Origin of the sequence: Rhizobium subbaraonis (assembly GCF_900220975.1) — a bacterium.
Classification (GTDB): domain Bacteria; phylum Pseudomonadota; class Alphaproteobacteria; order Rhizobiales; family Rhizobiaceae; genus Mycoplana; species Mycoplana subbaraonis.
In genome coordinates this window covers 335,441-353,958 of the sequence record NZ_OBQD01000004.1, presented here as the reverse complement: position 1 = coordinate 353,958, position 18,518 = coordinate 335,441, and the positions used below count along the sequence as shown (strand labels likewise).

19 protein-coding genes are annotated in these 18,518 nt (G+C 64.6%); 11 read left to right on the top strand and 8 right to left on the bottom strand.

Annotated features, from left to right (window positions below; genetic code table 11):
• A complete protein-coding gene (locus tag CRO48_RS08100; RefSeq protein WP_102026001.1) occupies window positions 1–918 on the bottom strand; it encodes a polyprenyl synthetase family protein in 918 nt (305 codons plus the stop codon).
• Window positions 919–1,201: 283 nt separating this feature from the next.
• On the opposite strand from CRO48_RS08100, the gene CRO48_RS08095 reads away from it, so the two are divergent.
• From CRO48_RS08095 to CRO48_RS08065, 7 genes are all read left to right on the top strand, one after another.
• Window positions 1,202–1,888, top strand: a complete 687-nt coding sequence (locus CRO48_RS08095; protein ID WP_407071901.1) for a biosynthetic peptidoglycan transglycosylase — start codon at window positions 1,202–1,204, stop codon at window positions 1,886–1,888.
• A gap of 79 nt (window positions 1,889–1,967) precedes the next feature.
• The gene (locus CRO48_RS08090; RefSeq protein ID WP_097137965.1) at window positions 1,968–2,627 is read left to right on the top strand and encodes a glutathione S-transferase family protein; all 660 of its coding nucleotides are present in this window, start codon (window positions 1,968–1,970) and stop codon (window positions 2,625–2,627) included.
• 189 nt (window positions 2,628–2,816) lie between these two features.
• The gene (gene rpmF, locus CRO48_RS08085) at window positions 2,817–3,002 is read left to right on the top strand and encodes a 50S ribosomal protein L32 (protein ID WP_097137963.1); all 186 of its coding nucleotides are present in this window, start codon (window positions 2,817–2,819) and stop codon (window positions 3,000–3,002) included.
• Between the two features lie 337 nt (window positions 3,003–3,339).
• On the top strand, window positions 3,340–4,515 hold the full coding sequence (rlmN, locus tag CRO48_RS08080; protein WP_245423464.1) for a 23S rRNA (adenine(2503)-C(2))-methyltransferase RlmN: 1,176 nt from the start codon (window positions 3,340–3,342) through the stop codon (window positions 4,513–4,515).
• Window positions 4,516–4,665: 150 nt separating this feature from the next.
• Window positions 4,666–5,619 (top strand): ABC transporter substrate-binding protein, encoded by a 954-nt coding sequence (locus tag CRO48_RS08075; RefSeq protein ID WP_097137959.1) that lies wholly within the window; start codon window positions 4,666–4,668, stop codon window positions 5,617–5,619.
• A gap of 124 nt (window positions 5,620–5,743) precedes the next feature.
• Window positions 5,744–6,625, top strand: coding sequence for an ABC transporter permease (locus tag CRO48_RS08070; protein ID WP_097137957.1), 882 nt, complete (start codon window positions 5,744–5,746; stop codon window positions 6,623–6,625).
• A complete protein-coding gene (locus CRO48_RS08065; protein ID WP_097137956.1) occupies window positions 6,622–7,416 on the top strand; it encodes an ABC transporter ATP-binding protein in 795 nt (264 codons plus the stop codon). Before CRO48_RS08070 ends, CRO48_RS08065 begins: the two co-directional genes overlap by 4 nt.
• Window positions 7,417–7,467: 51 nt before the next feature.
• On the opposite strand, the gene CRO48_RS08060 is transcribed toward CRO48_RS08065, so the two are convergent.
• A complete protein-coding gene (locus CRO48_RS08060) occupies window positions 7,468–8,118 on the bottom strand; it encodes a LysE family translocator (protein ID WP_097138077.1) in 651 nt (216 codons plus the stop codon).
• A gap of 102 nt (window positions 8,119–8,220) precedes the next feature.
• Between CRO48_RS08060 and tenA the strand changes: the two genes are divergently transcribed.
• Window positions 8,221–8,880, top strand: coding sequence for a thiaminase II (tenA, locus tag CRO48_RS08055; protein WP_210201982.1), 660 nt, complete (start codon window positions 8,221–8,223; stop codon window positions 8,878–8,880).
• A 124-nt stretch (window positions 8,881–9,004) separates the two neighbouring features.
• The gene (locus CRO48_RS08050) at window positions 9,005–10,228 is read left to right on the top strand and encodes an argininosuccinate synthase (protein ID WP_097138075.1); all 1,224 of its coding nucleotides are present in this window, start codon (window positions 9,005–9,007) and stop codon (window positions 10,226–10,228) included.
• 75 nt (window positions 10,229–10,303) lie between these two features.
• Here CRO48_RS08050 and CRO48_RS08045 read toward each other — a convergent pair whose 3' ends face one another.
• Entirely contained in the window at window positions 10,304–11,506 is a 1,203-nt protein-coding gene (locus tag CRO48_RS08045) for a multidrug effflux MFS transporter (protein WP_097137951.1), read from the bottom strand.
• A gap of 226 nt (window positions 11,507–11,732) precedes the next feature.
• Between CRO48_RS08045 and CRO48_RS08040 the strand changes: the two genes are divergently transcribed.
• Window positions 11,733–12,374 (top strand): LysE family translocator, encoded by a 642-nt coding sequence (locus CRO48_RS08040; protein ID WP_097138073.1) that lies wholly within the window; start codon window positions 11,733–11,735, stop codon window positions 12,372–12,374.
• A 30-nt stretch (window positions 12,375–12,404) separates the two neighbouring features.
• On the opposite strand, the gene CRO48_RS08035 is transcribed toward CRO48_RS08040, so the two are convergent.
• The 5 genes from CRO48_RS08035 to ccmA all read right to left on the bottom strand — a co-directional run bounded on the left by CRO48_RS08035 (window position 12,405) and on the right by ccmA (window position 15,532).
• On the bottom strand, window positions 12,405–13,016 hold the full coding sequence (locus CRO48_RS08035; RefSeq protein ID WP_097137949.1) for a DsbE family thiol:disulfide interchange protein: 612 nt from the start codon (window positions 13,014–13,016) through the stop codon (window positions 12,405–12,407).
• Window positions 13,013–13,174 (bottom strand): heme exporter protein CcmD, encoded by a 162-nt coding sequence (ccmD, locus tag CRO48_RS08030; protein ID WP_097137948.1) that lies wholly within the window; start codon window positions 13,172–13,174, stop codon window positions 13,013–13,015. The genes CRO48_RS08035 and ccmD overlap by 4 nt, the downstream gene beginning before the upstream one ends.
• Complete coding sequence (locus CRO48_RS08025; protein ID WP_097137946.1) at window positions 13,171–13,971, bottom strand: heme ABC transporter permease; 801 nt, start codon at window positions 13,969–13,971, stop codon at window positions 13,171–13,173. The genes ccmD and CRO48_RS08025 overlap by 4 nt, the downstream gene beginning before the upstream one ends.
• A 60-nt stretch (window positions 13,972–14,031) precedes the next feature.
• A complete protein-coding gene (ccmB, locus tag CRO48_RS08020; protein WP_097138071.1) occupies window positions 14,032–14,691 on the bottom strand; it encodes a heme exporter protein CcmB in 660 nt (219 codons plus the stop codon).
• Between the two features lie 193 nt (window positions 14,692–14,884).
• On the bottom strand, window positions 14,885–15,532 hold the full coding sequence (ccmA, locus tag CRO48_RS08015) for a heme ABC exporter ATP-binding protein CcmA (RefSeq protein ID WP_097137944.1): 648 nt from the start codon (window positions 15,530–15,532) through the stop codon (window positions 14,885–14,887).
• Window positions 15,533–15,800: 268 nt separating this feature from the next.
• On the opposite strand from ccmA, the gene acnA reads away from it, so the two are divergent.
• Window positions 15,801–18,494: an aconitate hydratase AcnA gene (gene acnA / locus CRO48_RS08010; RefSeq protein WP_097137942.1), complete on the top strand. Its 2,694-nt coding sequence runs from the start codon at window positions 15,801–15,803 to the stop codon at window positions 18,492–18,494.
• The last annotated feature ends 24 nt before the right edge of the window (window positions 18,495–18,518 follow it).

The following is an 18,518-nucleotide window of genomic DNA, read 5'->3' as shown; positions in this document are numbered from 1 at the left end:
TCAGCTCCTGCGATTGGCGACGAACCGGGCGGTCTCGACCAGGATCGCGCCGCGCTCTCCGAACGGCGCAAGCAGGGCCTCCGCTGCTCCGACCAGCTCGTTCAGCCGCTCCTCGGCCCAGTCCTGCCCGTAGAGGGCAACAAGCGTGCCCTTGCCGCGGGCTGCGTCCTTGCCGGTGGCCTTGCCCATGGTCGCAGCGTCCGACGTCAGGTCGAGCAGGTCGTCGGCCAGCTGGAAGGCCAGGCCGATGGTCTCGCCGTAGCGCCGCAACAGGCTGCGCGCCTCCACGTCCGCATCCGCGACGATGGCACCGGCCTCGCAGGCAAACCGGATCAGCGCGCCGGTCTTCATCGCCTGCAGGGTCACGATGCCCTCGGCATCCGGCGTCTTCTGTTCGGCCGCCAGGTCCAGCGCCTGCCCGCCCGCCATGCCGCCGATGCCGGCAGCGCGCGCGAGCGACAGCACGAGCGCCGTCTTGAGCCGGTCGGCCAGCATTGTTTCCGGTGCGGCAACGATGTCGAATGCCAGCGTCAGCAGGCTGTCGCCGGCGAGGATCGCCGTTGCCTCGTCATAGGCGATATGCACCGTTGGCTGGCCGCGCCTGAGGTCGTCGTCGTCCATCGCCGGCAGATCGTCGTGCACCAGCGAATAGCAATGAATGCACTCGAGCGCGGCCCCGACCCGCAGCGCCGGCGCGGTAAAACCTTCGCCGAACAAGGCCGCCGTCTCCATCACCAGGAACGGACGCAGCCGCTTGCCGCCGTTCAGCACGCCATGGCGGATCGCCGAAAGCAGGCGTTCGGGCCGCGCGATTTCGCCGGCCTGGGTATCGGCGGACAAAAGGGCCGCAAGCATTGCCTCCACGGCCACGGCATTCGATTGCAGGCGCTGGCGGAAAAGGGCTGAAGGGCTGGTCATTGCCGCTCTTTGGCATGCGGCGCGATGATAGGCAACGGCGAAGGTTGGATAGCCGCCGCAAAGGCAGCAAAGTTTGGCCGCAACCACTGGCAAACCGGGCGGCATGACGCTATGAAAACCCACGACGGCGAAAGGACGGACACCGCCCTTGGAGATTTCACCCGAAAGACGCGCAGAGGCGGGGCTCGATGCCAGGCACAACGACGCCAGCCGGCTCGGTACTGGCACGCTCGGCGCTGCCGGGCCGGGAGCCGGCGGGCTGGGAGCTGACGGAAAAGAGACTGTGAGCCGGCGGCTGCGGCGCGGCTGGCGCAAGGCGTTGCTCGTCGCGCTCGCCCTGCTGGTGCTTCCCTACCTGCTGATACCCGTCTACGCGATCGGCTTCGTTCATCCCGTCTCCACGCTCATGCTGCGCGATCTCGTGACATTGCAGGGCTACGATCGTCGCTGGGTCGACTTCGAGGACATCGCCCCGGTGCTCGTCCAGTCCGTCATGATGTCGGAGGACGGCCAATTCTGTCGCCACGGCGGCGTCGACTGGGGCGAGATGCGTGGCGTGGTCAACGATGCGCTGGAAGGGTCTCCGACGCGCGGCGCGAGCACCATTCCGATGCAGACCGTCAAGAACCTGTACCTCTGGAACGGCCGATCGTTCGTGAGAAAGGCGCTGGAGCTGCCGCTTGCGATGGCGGCCGACACGATCTGGAGCAAGCGCAGGCTGATGGAGATCTACCTCAACGTCGCCGAATGGGGGCCCGGGATCTATGGCATCGAGGCGGCCGCGCAGCATCACTTCGACGTGCCCGCCAGCAAGCTTTCAAGGCGCCAGGCCGCCCTGCTCGCCGTGTCTCTGCCCAACCCGATCGACCGAAACGCCGGCAAGCCGGGGCGCGGCCTGCAGCGTCTCGCCGTGGTTATCGAACGGCGCGCCAGCCGGTCGGGCGAATATATCAAGTGCCTTTATGAGTGAGTTCATGTCTTTTCATTGGCGCCGGCCGAGCAGCGTCTTTACGGTTGCCGGCGAATAGAGCCGCAGGGAACCGCACGCCATGTCAGACCCCACCTCCGATCTCGTCCTCCACATCGGCAACAAGAATTACTCGTCCTGGTCGTTCCGTCCCTGGATCGCCATGGAGGCGGCAGGCATTCCCTTCTCCGACAGGGTCGTTCCATTCGATTTCGCGGCCGGCAATCCGGCCTTCAAGGAGCTTTCGCCCACAGGGCGCGTACCGGTGCTGCATCACGGCAAGCTGCGGATCTGGGAATCGCTGGCCATCATCGAATATGTGGCCGAGCTCTTTCCCAGCGCCGGGATCTGGCCAGCGGACCGCGAAGCGCGCGCGCATGCCCGCTCGATATCGATGGAGATGCTTGCGGGCTTCCGTTCACTTCGCAACGCCTGCCCGATGAACATTCGCCGGCCGCAGCGCGCGATCGAGCTTCCGGAGGGGGTGATGGAAGACGTCGCCCGCATCGAGGCGATCTGGCGCGAGGCGCTGGAGCGATCCGGCGGCCCCTACCTGTTCGGCGCGTTTTCGGCCGCTGACGCGATGTATGCCCCGGTCGTCAACCGCTTGCACGCCTATCTCCTGACCAGCGATCCGGGCACGCTCGCCTACATGGACCGCGTCATGGCGCACCCGGCCTGGAAGAAGTGGCAGGAGGCGGCACTTGCCGAAACCTGGATCGTGCCGGAAGACGAGGCCTGACAGACCCGGCCCTCGCAACGCCTTCCGCCGCAAGGCGCCCGCGTCACCGGCAATGAAAAAATCCCCGCAGGGACTGGTCAAGCGGGAATTTGCCATGTATAAGCCCGCCAAATTTCCGAGATGGATGCACGTCTTTTCGGCCATTTTAGATGGCCTTTGACGTGTTCGCACGTTCAGTGGAGTAGTGAAATGGCTGTACCGAAAAGAAAAACGAGCCCGTCCAAGCGTGGCATGCGCCGCTCCGCCGACGCCCTGAAGGCTCCGAGCTACATCGAAGACAAGAACTCGGGCGAGCTGCGCCGCCCGCACCATATCGACCTCAAGACCGGCATGTACCGCGGTCGCCAGGTTCTGACGCCGAAGGAAAGCGCATAACCGCCTTCGCGTTGAAAACGCATGTAGAGAGGGCTGGTTTCGACCGGCCCTTTTCTTTTTTTGGCAGCCTTCCTTATCGTCCCCGCCAGTGCCGGACGGGCGATGCGGCGCGCCGCGCGTGACTTTGCCGCCGAACGATGCTAAACGCGCACGCAACGCAAGGAGCCGCGCGCCAACTGCTGCGCCGGAGGCTCGGAAGACTTCACGATAGAGAGACGGCGCGACTGCGGGCCCGAGGGCGACGTGGGACGCCTGCCGTAACGGGATTGCAGCCATGGCGACCTTGGATTTTCTGAACGGCTCGGAGCCTGCGACCGCGAAGCCGCCGCGCAACGCGATGCTTTTGGAGAAGCCGTCGCTGATCGGCCTTTCCCGGGAAGACATGGGTAGGGCGCTCATCGAGAGAGGCGTCTCGGAGCGGCAAGTGAAAATGCGGGTGAGCCAGCTCTGGCACTGGCTTTACGTGCGCGGCGTTTCCGATTTCGACCATATGCTCAATGTCTCCAAGGACATGCGAGAGATGCTGAAGCAGCACTTCACCATCGCGCGTCCCGAGATCGTCGAGGAGCAGGTCTCCAACGACGGCACGCGCAAATGGCTGCTGCGCTATCCCGCGCGCGGCGCCGGCCGACCGGTCGAAGTCGAGACGGTGTATATTCCTGAAGAGGGCCGCGGCACCCTATGCATCTCCAGCCAGGTCGGCTGCACGCTGACCTGTTCCTTCTGTCACACCGGCACACAGAAGCTGGTGCGCAACCTGACTGCGGAAGAAATCCTCTCCCAGCTGCTTCTCGCTCGCGACCGTCTCGGCGATTTCCCGGACCGCGAGACGCCGGCTGGCGCGATCGTGCCGAACGAGGGGCGCAAGGTGTCCAACATCGTGATGATGGGCATGGGCGAGCCGCTCTACAACTTTGAAAACGTCAAGCAGGCGCTTTTGATTGCAACGGACGGGGACGGCCTGTCGCTGTCGAAGCGGCGCGTCACCCTGTCCACCTCCGGCATCGTGCCCGAAATCTATCGCACCGGCGAGGAGATCGGCGTGATGCTGGCGATTTCGCTCCACGCCGTACGCGACGAATTGCGCGACATGCTGGTGCCGATCAACAAGAAGTACCCGCTGAAGGAGCTTCTGGAAGCCTGCCGCGCCTATCCGAGCCTTTCGAACGCGCGCCGCATCACCTTCGAATACGTGATGCTGAAGGACGTCAACGATACGCTCGAAGACGCCAAGCTGCTCGTGCAGCTCCTGAAGGGCATTCCCGCCAAGATCAACCTGATTCCCTTCAACCCCTGGCCCGGCACGAACTATCAATGCTCGGACTGGGAACAGATCGAGAAGTTTGCCGATTTCATCAACCAGGCAGGCTATGCCTCGCCGATCCGCACGCCGCGCGGCCGCGACATTCTTGCAGCCTGCGGCCAGCTGAAGTCCGAATCCGAGCGGATGCGCAAGGTCGACCGCATGGCCTACGAGGCCATGATGATTGCCGGCCACGGCGAGGACGACTGACGCCCGTGCCGTTGCCGCATGTTTAGTGTGCCGGACCGATGAAGAGATACTCAGGTCAACAAATTTGATTGATGTAGTAGCGAGCGCGAATTGATTCCGCGGGCTGCATTGCCTAAAAACTGCTCGAAAATTATTCGAGGAGATCAATTCATGCGCGCACTTCTGCTTGCGTTGGCGGCAACGGTTGCAATTTCACTTCCTGCCCGTGCAGAAGACGTGACGGTTGCCGTCACGGCGATCGTCGAGCATCCGGCGCTCGACGCCGCTCGCGACGGCGTCAAGGAAGCCCTTGCCGCCGCAGGCTACAAGGAAGGCGAGAACCTGACCTTCGTCTATCAGTCTGCCCAGGGCAATCCGGCGACCGCTGCGCAGATCGCCCGCCAGTTCGCCGGCGACGGCCCGAACGTCATCGTCCCGATCTCCACGCCTTCCGCGCAGGCAGTGGTGTCCTCGACCCGTGACATCCCGGTCGTCTTCACGGCTGTTTCCGATCCGCTCGGCGCGCAGCTGGTGAGGGACATGGACAAGCCGGGCGGCAATGTCACCGGCCTTTCCGACATGTCGCCGGTGGCCGAGCACCTGGCGCTGATCAAGGAAATCCTGCCGAATGCCAAGACGATCGGCTATCTCTACAATTCCGGCGAAGCGAACTCGGTTTCCCTGCTCGCAGTGCTGAAGAGCGAAGCGGAGAAGGCCGGCCTGACGGTCGTCGAATCCGCAGCCACGAAGTCCGCCGAAGTCCAGGGTGCCGCCCGTGCACTGGTCGGCCGCGCCGACGCGATCTACATTCCGACGGACAACACCATCATTTCGGCGCTGGAAGGTGCCGTCGCCGTTGCCGAAGAAGCCAAGCTGCCGCTGTTCACGGCCGACACGGATTCGGTGTCGCGCGGTGCGATCGCCGCACTCGGCTTCAACTACAAGGACGTCGGCAAGCAGACCGGCGAGATCGTGGTCCGCATCCTCAAGGGCGAGAACCCGGGAGACATCGCGGTCAAGGTCGCAGCCGGGACCGATCTGGTCGTCAACAAGGCCGCAGCAGCCAAGATGGGCGTGTCGCTGCCGGAGGCCGTCGTTGGACGTGCAACGCACGTCATCGAATGAGTTAGCGCGCTGAACCAGGCGCTTTGGACGTTATCAACCGCCGCCGGGCAGACCGACGGCGGTTGATACGTTGAGTGCCCGTCCCGCGTCCTCGCGGGAGGGACAAGAAGAGAGAACCGTTGCAGTGAGCATGATTGCCTTCTGGGGTGCCGTCGAACTGGGGCTGGTCTATGCCTTCGTCGCGATCGGCGTCTACCTCGCCTTCCGTGTGCTGGATTTCCCCGACCTGACCGTAGACGGATCGTTCCCGCTGGGTGCCGCGGTGACGGCGGTGCTGATCATCGCAGGCGTCAATCCGTGGCTGGCAGCGGCGGTGGCGATGGTCGCCGGTGCAGGCGCCGGCCTCGTCACGGCGATGCTGAACGTTCGCTTCCGGATCCTGAACCTGCTGGCCTCGATCCTGACGATGATCGCGCTGTTCTCCGTCAACCTGCGCGTGATGGGCAAGCCTAACGTCGCGCTGATCAATGCGGACACGATGCTGAGCCCGTTCTTCGGCCATGGCCTGCGCGATTTCTATGTGCGCCCGCTCTTCGTCGGCGTGCTGGTGATCGTCGCCGTCTTCCTCGTCTGGCGCTTCCTCGAGAGCGACGCGGGGCTTTCGATGCGGGCGACCGGCGCCAATGCGCGGATGGCGCGGGCGCAGGGCGTCAACACCGACCGGCAGATCTACCTTGGCATCGCGCTTTCGAACGCGCTGGTCGCGCTGGGCGGCGCACTCTTCGCCCAGACCAATGGATTTGCCGACGTGACGTCCGGCGTCGGCACGATCGTGGTCGGCCTTGCTGCCGTCATCATCGGCGAGACGCTGTTTGGCGCACGCGGCATCCTGATGGCACTGATCGGTTGCGTTCTCGGCTCGATCCTCTACCGCATTGCCATCCAGCTTGCGCTTTCCTCCGACGTGCTCGGCCTGCAGGCGTCCGACCTTAACCTCGTGACGGCGGTCCTCGTCACCGTGGCGCTGGTTCTGCCGCGTCTTCGCCGCGGAGGAGCCGCATCGTGATCTCGCTCTCCAAAATCAAGGTAGTCTTCGGCCGCGGCACGCCGCTGGAAAAGCAGGCGCTCAACGGCGTGGACCTGACGATCGACGAGGGCTCCTTCGTCACCGTCATCGGCTCGAACGGCGCGGGCAAGTCGACGCTGCTCGGCGTCCTCGCCGGCGACGTGATCGCGACGGAGGGGCAGGTAAAAATTGGGACGGCGGACGTGACACGACAGGGGACGGCCGCGCGCGCCGGACGGGTCGCCCGCGTGTTCCAGGACCCGCTGACGGGTAGCTGCGGGGCGCTGTCGATCGAGGAAAACCTGGCGCTCGCCGCACGGCGCGGCGAACGGCGCGGCCTTGCGCCGGCACTCGGGACGAGCCGCCGGGAACATTTCCGCGAGCGGATCGCCGAGCTGAACCTCGGGCTTGAAAACCGCATGCGCGACCGCATGGACCTGCTTTCGGGTGGCCAGCGCCAGGCGGTTTCGCTGGTGATGGCGACGCTTGCCGGCTCCGACGTGCTGCTGCTCGACGAACATACCGCGGCGCTTGATCCGGGCATGGCCGAATTCATCATGACCCTGACGCAGAAGATCGTGTCGGAGCGCAAGCTGACGACGCTGATGGTCACTCACTCGATGCGCCAGGCGCTCGACTACGGTCACCGCACCGTCATGCTGCACGGCGGCGAGATCGTCCTCGACGTTGCAGGCGATAACCGCAAGAACCTGCAGGTGGAGGACCTGATCGCGATGTTCCGCAAGATGCGCGGCCAGACGCTGGACGACGACGCATTGCTGATCGGCTGAGACGGAACGGTCAGGAAAAGCGCCGACGCTTTTCCTGATGTCGCTCTTCGGTCAGCGCGACTGGGTCAGGAAGATCTTGACGGCGAAGATCGAAAAGACGCCGGCAAACGTATAGTCGAGCCCGCGCAGCACGCCCTTGTTGTTGCGCAGCCATGCGGAGAGCTTGTCGGCCGCCAGCACGACGATCGTGTTGACCGGCATGCCGATCGCGATGAACAGCAGCCCCAGCACGATCAGCTTCCCGGTGACATCGGGGTCGCCGGCCGAGACGAACTGCGGCAGGAAGGTCATGAAGAAGATAATGACCTTCGGATTCAGCAGATTGACCCAGAAGCCGGTGGAGATGTTGGCAAGCGCGGATGCCCTCGGCGTTGCGACGGCCTCGCCCTGCGTGTCCGAAAAGCTGGAACCGTAGCGGATCGCCTGGATCGCGAGCCAGAGCAGATAGCCCGCGCCGCCGGTCTTGAGGATCGCGAACGCGGTCGGCGATGCGGTAATCAGCGCCGAGATGCCGAAGGCGACGAGCAGCGTGTGCACGATAATGCCCATGCTGGTGCCGAACACCACCCAGAGCGCCGGCCCGCGACCCTGCGACAGAGCCCGGCTGATCGAAAGCGTCATGTCGGGTCCCGGCGTTGCCGCCAGAAGCAGGCTTGCGGCGGTGAAGGCGATGAACGTCGCCAGCGAGGGCAGATATTCCATGATCGGTTCCCAAGGATGCATGACTTGCTTATACCTCCCTTGCCATCGTCGGCCAATGGCCGCTTTTTGCTGCCTTGGTCGCGAGAAAAATGGAGACCCCCTTTGGCAAACTTCGAAACCCTCAAGGCCCGCAACACTGCCGAATGGAAGTCCTATTGCGAACATGCGTTCGTACGCGCTCTCGCCGACGGCACGCTTCGCGAGGAAGCCTTCCGTCATTACCTGAAGCAGGACTACCTGTTCCTCATCCAGTTCGCCCGAGCCTGGGGGCTTGCCGTCTACAAGAGCCGGAACCTGTCCGAGATCCGACAGGGGCTCGCGAGCCTCAGGGCCATTGTCGATGTCGAGATCGGGCTTCACGTCGCCTTCTGCGCGAGCTGGGGTATCGGGGAAAAAGAGCTGGAGACATTGCCGGAGTCGCGCGCGACCCTGGCCTATACCCGCTACGTGCTCGACGCCGGAATGAGCGGCGACCTGCTGGATCTGCATGTCGCGCTTGCCCCCTGCATCGTCGGCTATGGCGACATCGCCCGGTGGATCATGGAGCAACCCTTCACGCGGCTTGAGGGCAATCCCTACCGCGGCTGGATCGAGATGTATGCTGGGGCGGAATACCAGACCCTCGTCAAAGCCGAGATCGATTGGCTCGACAACAGGCTTTCGCGGGTGGATGATGCACGCATCGACACTCTCTCAGGCGTCTTTCGCGATGCGACCCGGCTGGAGGCGGATTTCTGGCAGATGGGCCTCGACCTCGCCTGAGGCGCAATAGGCTCTGCGGCGCCGCGGCCAAACCTTGCGCCGGCCGCAAAACTCGCTAAGAGTGCCCCGAATTTCTCGAAGAACAGGCGGCTTGCGGCCGCCCATGCGTACGGATCACATTGACATGGCACTTCCCAAAGACGTCAAGAAAGTCGTCCTCGCCTATTCGGGCGGCCTGGACACCTCCATCATCCTGAAGTGGCTGCAGACCGAGCTCGGTGCTGAAGTCGTCACCTTTACCGCCGACCTCGGCCAGGGCGAGGAGCTTGAACCTGCCCGCAAGAAGGCGGAGATGCTCGGCATCAAGGAGATCTTCATCGAGGACGTGCGCGAGGAATTCGTACGCGATTTCGTCTTCCCGATGTTCCGCGCCAATGCCGTCTACGAAGGCGTCTACCTGCTCGGCACCTCGATTGCCCGTCCGCTAATCTCCAAGCACCTGATCGAGATCGCCAAGAAGACCGGCGCCGACGCAATCGCCCATGGCGCGACCGGCAAGGGCAATGATCAGGTTCGCTTCGAGCTTTCGGCCTATGCGCTGAACCCTGACATCAAGATCATCGCGCCGTGGCGCGACTGGGCTTTCAAGAGCCGCACGCATCTGCTCGAATTCGCCGAACAGCACCAGATCCCGGTCGCCAAGGACAAGAAGGGCGAAGCGCCGTTCTCCGTCGACGCCAACCTGCTGCACTCCTCCTCCGAGGGCAAGGTTCTGGAAGACCCGGCCGTCGAGGCGCCTGAATACGTGCACATGCGCACGATTTCGCCGGAAAGCGCCCCCGACCAGGCGACCGTCATCAAGGTCGGCTTCGAGCGTGGCGATGCGGTGTCGATCAACGGCGTGCGCATGTCGCCGGCAACGCTGCTGGCGACCCTCAACAATTACGGCCGCGACAACGGCATCGGTCGTCTCGACCTCGTGGAAAACCGCTTCGTCGGCATGAAGTCGCGCGGCGTCTACGAGACCCCCGGCGGCACGATCCTGCTGGCCGCGCATCGGGCGATCGAATCGATCACGCTCGACCGTGGTGCCGCGCATCTCAAGGACGAGCTGATGCCGCGCTATGCGGAGCTGATCTACTACGGCTTCTGGTTCTCCCCGGAGCGGGAGATGCTGCAGGCACTGATCGACAAGAGCCAGGAGCATGTCGAAGGCGAAGTGACGCTGAAGCTCTACAAGGGCAATGTCATGGTCATCGGCCGCGAATCGGAAAAGTCGCTCTATTCCGACAAGCTCGTCACCTTCGAGGACGACCAGGGCGCCTACGACCAGAAGGATGCGGCCGGCTTCATCAAGCTGAATGCGCTGAGACTGCGCACGTTGGCAGCCAGAAACCGCAAGGCCTGACGCGCTTTCGCGCCTGTCACGCCCAGGAGCAGAACATGGACCCGCCGGAGACAGCTTCGGCGGGTTTTTTCTGCGCTAGCGATCCGGGCCGGCGCGCTCCGCTGCCCCGACGAAACACAGAAAGGACAGGATGGCGACCGCCCCCATGAAGGGCACGACGACGCCAAAGGCTATCACGGGCATGCCGATCGCAGCCGCTGTGATGCCGCCGAGCAGGCCGAAACCCATCTGGATGAAGCCCATCAGGGCGGAGGCTGAGCCGGCGATATGCGGGAAGGGAAACATACCGGCCGTGGTCATCTGCGGCCCTACGAAGGCGATACCGATCGTATAGATCGCGACCGGCACCATGATCGTCCAGAAGCTCGGATGCAGGAAGAAGGACGATCCCGTCATCATCACCGCGCCGAGCCCGATGAAGACCAGCCCGACCTTGACCGCCGCCAATCCCTCGCGCCGGCGCGAGAAGTGTCGGAGCGCGACGGAACCGAGGAAATAGGACCCCGATTGCATGATCATGCTCAAGCCGAACTGCGTCGGGGTCAGCCCCGCCTCGCCGATCAGGATAAAGGGCAGCATGGTCGCCTGCGCATAGAGCGCGCCGATGGCGCCGCCCATGACGAAGGCGGCTGAAACAAACCGGGTGTCGCGCGCAAGCTCGAGATAGGCCCGCATGAGCGGCCCGGGGGCGGCCCGGCGGGGCTCGGGAACGACGGTCTCATGCAGCAACAGGATGGCGACCAGGCAGGCGGCGATGCCGAAGCCGACCATGAGGAAGAAGACCGAGTTCCAGCCGAACGCGGCGAGCGCAAGGCCGCCAAGCGTCGGCGCCGTGGCCGGCGCGACCGCCAGCATGATGCCGATCATGTTCATGATGCGGGCGGCCTCGTGGCCTACGAACTGGTCGCGCACGATCGCCCGGGACACCGTCACGCCGACGGATGCCCCGATGCCCTGAACCAGCCGGCCCGCCAGCAGCCACTCGACGCTCGGGGCAAAGGCGGCGATCACGCTGCCGGCGAGGTAGATGCCCAGGAACAGGATTGTCGCCGCGCGCCTGCCGAAGGCGTCGGCGAGAGGGCCGGCAACGAGTTGGGCGAAGGCAAAACCGCCGAAATAGAGCGACAGCGTCATCTTGATCGTGGCGTCGCTCGTGTCGAACGCATGCACGAGCGTCGGCATGGCCGGCGTATACAGCGCCATCGAGACCGGACCGAGCGCAGTCAAGAGCGCGCCGATCAGGGTGGTGCGGCGCTCGGTCATCTTCATAGGCGTCATCGAACTTCCCTGGCGTTCCCGAAAATCTCGGACCCGTGCGTTTCGTCTTACAGACCTCACCCGTCGCAAAGCAACCCGCGTCCATCGAGCGAGGCTGGAGCCGGTGTCCGGCAAAGTCTGATTGGAGCGGGGATGAACCGGGGCTGGCACATCGGCACGAACGCCTTCTCGCTTGACGGACGATCGATTGCAGGATCAGATCGGCTCTTTCCTCGCGGAGTTTCGCATGACCGGATCCATGCTCTTCGGCGCCTTTCTGGCCGCTCTCTTCTACGTGCTCATTCCCGGGCCGGCCTTCCTGGCGCTGCTCGGCATCGGGGCCGGTCAGGGCAGGAAGGCGGGCGCCATGTTCATGGGAGGCCATCTCGCCGGCGATCTCGTCTGGTCGACGCTTGCACTTGTGGCGATCGTCGGCGCAAAGACCGTCGGCACCCTGGTCTTCGACGTGCTGGGCTTGTTTTGCGGCCTCTATCTTGCCTGGATCGGATGGACGGCGCTGCGGGCGAAGCCGCGCGGCACGGACCAGCCGCTGCTGGCCGTGGAGCGGCCGCTGCGGCGCGGGCTGATCTTCGGCCTGACAAACCCCAAGGGCTATCCCGTCGCGCTGGCGACGTTCACCGCCCTGCTCGCCAGTTCCTCGAACGCGCTGGATTTTTCGGCGTTGCCGATGCTGCTGGCCGTGTCCTTCTTCGGCTTCCTGATCGCCGACATCATCCTGATCGCGATCATCGGCGCATCGATCGTCCGCCGCTTCTACAAGCGCCATGAGCTTGCGATCGTACGCATGTCCGGCCTGCTGTTCATGGGCTTTGCCGTACAGGCGATCTGGCATGCAGCGCCGGGGCTTGCCGGCTGGCGCCGGGCATAACAGCAGAACGAGAACGGGGCTGGAAAAGTCTCAGCCCGCGGGTGCCGGCCGCCCCTGCGCCTTTTCGATCGCCGGCATCAGCCCGTTTCGAATGCTGTCCTCGTCGAACGGGCCGACCTTCTTGTAGAGGATCGTGCCGTCGGCCCCGACGAGATAGGATTCGGGGATCCCGTAGACGCCAAAGTCGATTGCCATCTTGCCGTTCGGATCGAGCCCGATCGCCGCGAAGGGATTACCGAGTTCGCCAAGGAAGCGCAGCGCATTCTCGTTGCCGTCCTTGTAGTTGACGCCGAGGACCGTCAGCCGCGGATCCTGCGCCAGCGCCATGATCGCGGGGTGTTCCTGCCGGCAGGGCACACACCAGGATGCCCAGAAGTTGACGAGGGTGAGCTTGCCCTTTGCAGTCTCCGCCGTCAGCGCCGGCACCGGCACGCCGTCGCGCATGGCACCGGCAAGCGGCTCCAGGTCGCGGAACGGCGCAGGCGTGCCGATGAGCGCGGAGGGAATTTCGGACGCGTCCCGCCCCGAACGCAGCTGGAAGAAGAAGATCGCCGCCAGGGTGGCAAAAATCACGAGCGGCAGAAGCGCCAGAAGCAGCCTCATGCGCGAACCGGCCGGCTTTTCCTGAGCAGGCACGCTCATTTGGCCTCTCCGGCCGAGCGCCTGCGGATGCCGGCAGCTTCCAGAATGGCCAATTCCCGGCGACGCGCGCGTCCGTCAAGCCAGACCCAGAGAACAAGGCCCGCAACGGTCAGGAAGGCCGCCGCGTAGGCGGCTGCGACATAGGCGAGATGGGTCATGGATGCCCCTCCCCCACGCCGGCCGGAACCGGCCCGGACGTTCCCCGACCGGCGGAGCGCGCCGCAAGACGCCTTAGCGTGGAGACGCGGCGGCGCAGGATCTCGTTGCGCATCGCCACAATGTGCAGCGTGAAGAAAAGCAGCGTGAAGGCGATTGCCATCACCAGCAGGGGCCGCAGGAATTCAGGATCGATCGCCGGGCCGTCGAGCCGGATCACGCTCGCCGGCTGGTGCAGCGTGTTCCACCAGTCGACCGAGAACTTGATGATCGGGATGTTGACGAAGCCGACGAGGATCAGGATGGCGCCGACCTTGGCCGCGCGCGCCGGGTCGTCGACGGCGCGGTTCAGCGCAATCAGCCCGAGATACATCAAAAACAGCACGAAGACCGACGTCAGCCGCGCGTCCCACACCCACCATGTGCCCCACATCGGCTTGCCCCAGAGCGAACCGGTGACAAGTGCGATGAAGGTGAAACAGGCGCCGATCGGTGCTGCGGTCTTGGCCGAGACGTCGGCCAGCGGATGCCGCCAGACGAGCGTGCCGAGTGCGGAGAGCGCCATCACCGAATAGCACATCATCGACAGCCAGGCGGCCGGTACGTGCACATACATGATTCTGACCGTCTCGCCCTGCTGGTAATCGCCGACGGTGGCAAAACAGAGATAGAGGCCGACGGCGAAAAACAGCGCGGTCGCCGCCGCCATCCACGGCCAGACGGCGCCGCTCAGCGCCAGAAACCGCGTCGGGTTGGCGAGGTCGGAAAACTTGCGGATGGCCAGGCTCTGTTCGCTCATGGGCCTTGTTTACCGCGTTACCCGCCAGGCTTCAATTGACCGGAATCAATCACATTTGCGTCAATCCGTCGACGCGCGAAGCGCCGCGGCCGCAGCCACCGGCCCGATGACGGCGAAGACCAGCGTCAGCGCGGTCAAAAACAGAAACGGCGGCAAGAACGGCGCCGGCTCCTGAACGGCGGCATAGACGGCGCTGACGCCGAAGATCAGCACCGGGATCGCCAGCGGCAGCACGAGGATCGAAACAAGCAGCCCGCCGCGCGGCAGGGCGACGGCGATCGCCGCCCCCGCAGCCCCGATGAACGTGATCGCCGGCGTTCCCACAAGCAGCGTCAGCATAGTCGCCCCGATCGCCGCCGCGTCCATGTTCATGAAGAGCGACAGAAGCGGAGAGGCGAGCACCAGCGGCAGGCCGGTCGCGAGCCAGTGCGCCAGGCACTTCACCAGCACCGTCAGCACCAGCGGCGTCTCCTGCATCAGGAGCAGGTCGAGAGACCCGTCCTCGCGCTCCGCCTGGAACAGCCGGTCGAGGCCGAGAAGGGCGGCGAGCAGTGCCCCGATCCACAGGATCGCCGGGCCGATGCGGGCGAGCAGGTTGAGATCCGGCCCGACGCCGAAGGGGATGACGGCCACCACGGTCATGAAGAACAAGACCCCGATCATCGCGCCGCCCCCGGCGCGCACGGCAAGCTTGAGGTCACGGAAGAGGAGCGCGGTCATGCCCGCGTCCTTTCGCGAATCCGCACTGAGCCGCACCGGCCCTTTATCCGACCGCCGGCACATTTTCCCCGCCAGCGGCGAAAAAAGCGACTGCCGGCGGCGTATTCGCTACCCCCTCTCCCCCCCTTCGGGACGCGGGTCGCGGTCAGGGTCAAATTCCTTTTGCCGGCCGATGCGCCAAATAAGACAGTCCTCACGCCCAGGCCTCCGCGGAATCCACGGCAAAGCCCTTCATGTGCAGCTCGTTTACCGCCCCCAGCCCCAGCGGCTGGTGCGTCGCGGCCAGGGCCAGCCCGCCGCGCGAGAGATGCCCCTTGACCAGCCCCGCGAACATTGCCTCGGCTGCGGCGTCCAGCGCCGCGGTCGGCTCGTCGAGGATCCACACCGGCCGCCAGGCGACGAGCAGCTTCGCCATGGCCATGCGCCGCTGCTGGCCGGCGGAGAGGTAACCGAAGGGCAGGTGCAGGATGCTGCCGAGGCCGACGGCGTCTGCCGCCTCATCGATCGCGACGCCGGCGCCGCCGTCCGAATCACCGAGGAAGTCCTTCCAGAAGCGCAGGTTCTCCTCGACCGTCAGCTCCCGTTTCATCGCGTTGCGATGGCCGAGATAGTGGCAGGCGCCGGCAACGGTGTCGAAGCCTTGCCCCTCGCCGCCGGCAAGCATGATCTTGCCGGATTCGCGCGGCAGCAGGCCGGCGACCACCCGCAGCAGGGTCGACTTGCCGGACCCGTTCGGCCCCTTCACAACCAGCGTCTCGCCGACGCCGATGTCAAACGACACATCCCGGAAGATCAGGTCTTCGCCCCGTCTCGCACTCAGGCCCTCGGCAACGAGGCGCATCGGCTTTCACTTTCCCTTTACGACCTTGGTCGCACTGCAAAAAAATTCTCCCGATCCATACATCGGCGCTCTGGATCGTTCCTTAGAAATTATCTATAAGGCCGGCAACACGCCAGCGGTCGGCGTGATTTTCATCCAAGCGCCGAACCCGGAATGATTTCCGCGTACGGACAGCGGAAATGGCCGCACCCGCATCCCATTTCGCGCTTCCCAGGCGCACGGGCGTTCGTACGTCAGCTTTTGGCGACCAGACGGAACGGGGTACAAAGTGTCCAAATCCCTAGACAGCTTCAACTGTCGCTCGACGCTCAAGGTCGGCGATGTCGACTACGTTTACTACAGCCTCCCCAAGGCCGAAGCCAACGGCCTCGCCGGCGTCTCGAAGCTTCCCTATTCGATGAAGGTTCTGCTGGAGAACCTGCTGCGCAACGAGGATGGCCGCTCGGTCACGAAGAAGGACATCGAAAGCGTCGCCGCCTGGCTGACGAACAAGGGCCTCGTCGAGAGCGAGATCGCCTACCGTCCGGCACGCGTGCTGATGCAGGACTTCACCGGTGTTCCCGCCGTCGTCGACCTCGCCGCCATGCGTGACGGCATCAAGGCGCTGGGCGGTGATCCGGAGAAGATCAACCCGCTCGTCCCCGTCGACCTCGTCATCGACCACTCCGTCATCGTCGACGAATTCGGCACCGCGACCGCCTTTGCCCGCAACGTCGAGCTCGAATACGAGCGCAACGGCGAGCGCTACCGCTTCCTCAAGTGGGGACAGCAGGCGTTCAAGAACTTCCGCGTCGTTCCCCCCGGCACCGGCATCTGCCACCAGGTCAACCTCGAATATCTCGGCCAGACCGTCTGGACCAAGGAAGAGGACGGCGAGACGATCGCCTATCCCGACACCTGCGTTGGCACCGACAGCCACACCACGATGATCAACGGCCTTGGCGTTCTCGGCTGGGGCGTGGGCGGCATCGAGGCGGAAGCCGCCATGCTGGGCCAGCCGGTCTCCATGCTCTTGCCTGAGGTCATCGGCTTCAAGCTGACCGGCAAGCTGAAGGAAGGCGTCACCGCCACCGACCTCGTGCTCACCGTCGTGCAGATGCTGCGCAAGTGGGGCGTGGTTTCCAAGTTCGTCGAATTCTTCGGCCCCGGCCTCGACAACATGACGCTCGCCGACCGCGCCACCATCGGCAACATGGGCCCGGAATACGGCGCCACCTGCGGCTTCTTCCCGGTCGACGGCGAGACCGTCAACTACCTCACCATGTCCGGGCGCGAAGAGAGCCGCATCGCGCTCGTCGAAGCCTATTCCAAGGCGCAGGGCATGTGGCGTGAGGGCGACGGCTCAGACCTCGTCTTCACCGACACGCTCGAACTCGACCTCGGCGACGTCGTGCCCTCGATGGCCGGCCCGAAGCGCCCCGAAGGCCGCCTGCCGCTCGAGACGATCGCACCGAACTTCGCGACCGCGCTCGAAAACGACTACAAGAAGCCGGGCCAGCTTGAAAACCGCTACGCGGTCGAAGGCACGGACTTCGATCTCGGCCATGGCGACGTCGCGATTGCTGCGATCACCTCGTGCACGAACACCTCTAACCCCAGCGTCCTGATCGCTGCCGGCCTCCTCGCCCGCAACGCCGTCGCCAAGGGCCTGAAGACCAAGCCGTGGGTCAAGACCTCGCTGGCGCCCGGATCGCAGGTGGTCGGCGAGTACCTTGCCAAGTCCGGCCTGCAGAAGGACCTCGACGCGCTCGGCTTCAACCTCGTCGGCTTCGGCTGCACGACCTGCATCGGCAACTCCGGTCCGCTGCCGGCGCCGATCTCCAAGACGATCAACGACAAGGGCCTGATCACGGCCGGCGTCCTGTCGGGCAACCGCAACTTCGAAGGCCGCATCTCCCCGGACGTCCAGGCGAACTACCTGGCCTCCCCGCCGCTGGTCGTCGCCTACGCGCTGGCCGGCACGGTCCAGAAGGACCTGACCAAGGAGCCGATCGGCGAGGACAAGGACGGCAAGCCGGTCTACCTCAAGGACATCTGGCCGACGTCGCACGAGATCCAGGAATTCATCCTGAAGTACGTGACCCGCGAGCTCTACGCGTCGAAATACGCAGACGTGTTCAAGGGCGACGCCAACTGGCAGGCGGTGCAGGTACCGGCGGGCCAGACCTATGCCTGGGACGACAAGTCGACCTACGTGCAGAACCCGCCCTACTTCGTCGGCATGGGCAAGAAGGGCACCGGCCTGAAGAACATCAAGGGCGCACGCGTCCTCGGCCTCTTCGGCGACAAGATCACCACCGATCACATCTCGCCGGCGGGCTCCATCAAGGCCGCTTCCCCGGCCGGGGCCTACCTGCTCGACAATGGCGTGCAGGTCGCTGACTTCAACCAGTACGGCACCCGTCGCGGCAACCATGAGGTGATGATGCGCGGCACCTTTGCCAACATCCGCATCCGCAACCACATGCTCGGCCCGAACGGCAAGGAAGGTGGCTACACCATCCATTATCCGTCCAAGGAAGAGATGTCGATCTACGACGCGGCCATGAAATACAAGGCCGAGGGCGTTCCGCTCGTCATCTTCGCCGGCGTCGAATACGGCAACGGCTCCTCGCGCGACTGGGCGGCCAAGGGCACCAACCTGCTCGGCGTCAAGGCCGTGATCGCCCAGTCCTTCGAGCGCATCCACCGGTCCAACCTCGTCGGCATGGGCGTCGTGCCCTTCGTCTTCGAGGAAGGCACGACCTGGGCGAGCCTCGACCTCAAGGGCGACGAGCTCGTCGAGATCGACGGCCTTGAGGGCGAAATCAAGCCGCGCGAGAAGAAGATCGCCAAGATCACCTACTCCGACGGCACGGTGAGGGAGGTTCCGCTCCTCTGCCGCATCGATACGCTCGACGAGGTCACCTACATGAACAATGGCGGCATCCTGCAGACGGTCTTGCGCGATCTCGCAGCCTGATTTCGACAGGATGACTGGGCGATG

Coding starts and splice junctions, on each gene's coding strand:
- CRO48_RS08040 (WP_097138073.1), top strand. CDS start 11,733: ATGACCGGATCCATGCTCTTCGGCGCCTTTCTGGCCGCTCTCTTCTAC.
- ccmB (WP_097138071.1), bottom strand. CDS start 14,691: ATGACCGCGCTCCTCTTCCGTGACCTCAAGCTTGCCGTGCGCGCCGGG.
- CRO48_RS08090 (WP_097137965.1), top strand. CDS start 1,968: ATGTCAGACCCCACCTCCGATCTCGTCCTCCACATCGGCAACAAGAAT.
- CRO48_RS08060 (WP_097138077.1), bottom strand. CDS start 8,118: ATGGAATATCTGCCCTCGCTGGCGACGTTCATCGCCTTCACCGCCGCA.
- ccmA (WP_097137944.1), bottom strand. CDS start 15,532: ATGCGCCTCGTTGCCGAGGGCCTGAGTGCGAGACGGGGCGAAGACCTG.
- rpmF (WP_097137963.1), top strand. CDS start 2,817: ATGGCTGTACCGAAAAGAAAAACGAGCCCGTCCAAGCGTGGCATGCGC.
- rlmN (WP_245423464.1), top strand. CDS start 3,340: ATGCTTTTGGAGAAGCCGTCGCTGATCGGCCTTTCCCGGGAAGACATG.
- CRO48_RS08025 (WP_097137946.1), bottom strand. CDS start 13,971: ATGAGCGAACAGAGCCTGGCCATCCGCAAGTTTTCCGACCTCGCCAAC.
- CRO48_RS08075 (WP_097137959.1), top strand. CDS start 4,666: ATGCGCGCACTTCTGCTTGCGTTGGCGGCAACGGTTGCAATTTCACTT.
- CRO48_RS08100 (WP_102026001.1), bottom strand. CDS start 918: ATGACCAGCCCTTCAGCCCTTTTCCGCCAGCGCCTGCAATCGAATGCC.
- CRO48_RS08050 (WP_097138075.1), top strand. CDS start 9,005: ATGGCACTTCCCAAAGACGTCAAGAAAGTCGTCCTCGCCTATTCGGGC.
- CRO48_RS08035 (WP_097137949.1), bottom strand. CDS start 13,016: ATGAGCGTGCCTGCTCAGGAAAAGCCGGCCGGTTCGCGCATGAGGCTG.
- ccmD (WP_097137948.1), bottom strand. CDS start 13,174: ATGACCCATCTCGCCTATGTCGCAGCCGCCTACGCGGCGGCCTTCCTG.
- CRO48_RS08045 (WP_097137951.1), bottom strand. CDS start 11,506: ATGACGCCTATGAAGATGACCGAGCGCCGCACCACCCTGATCGGCGCG.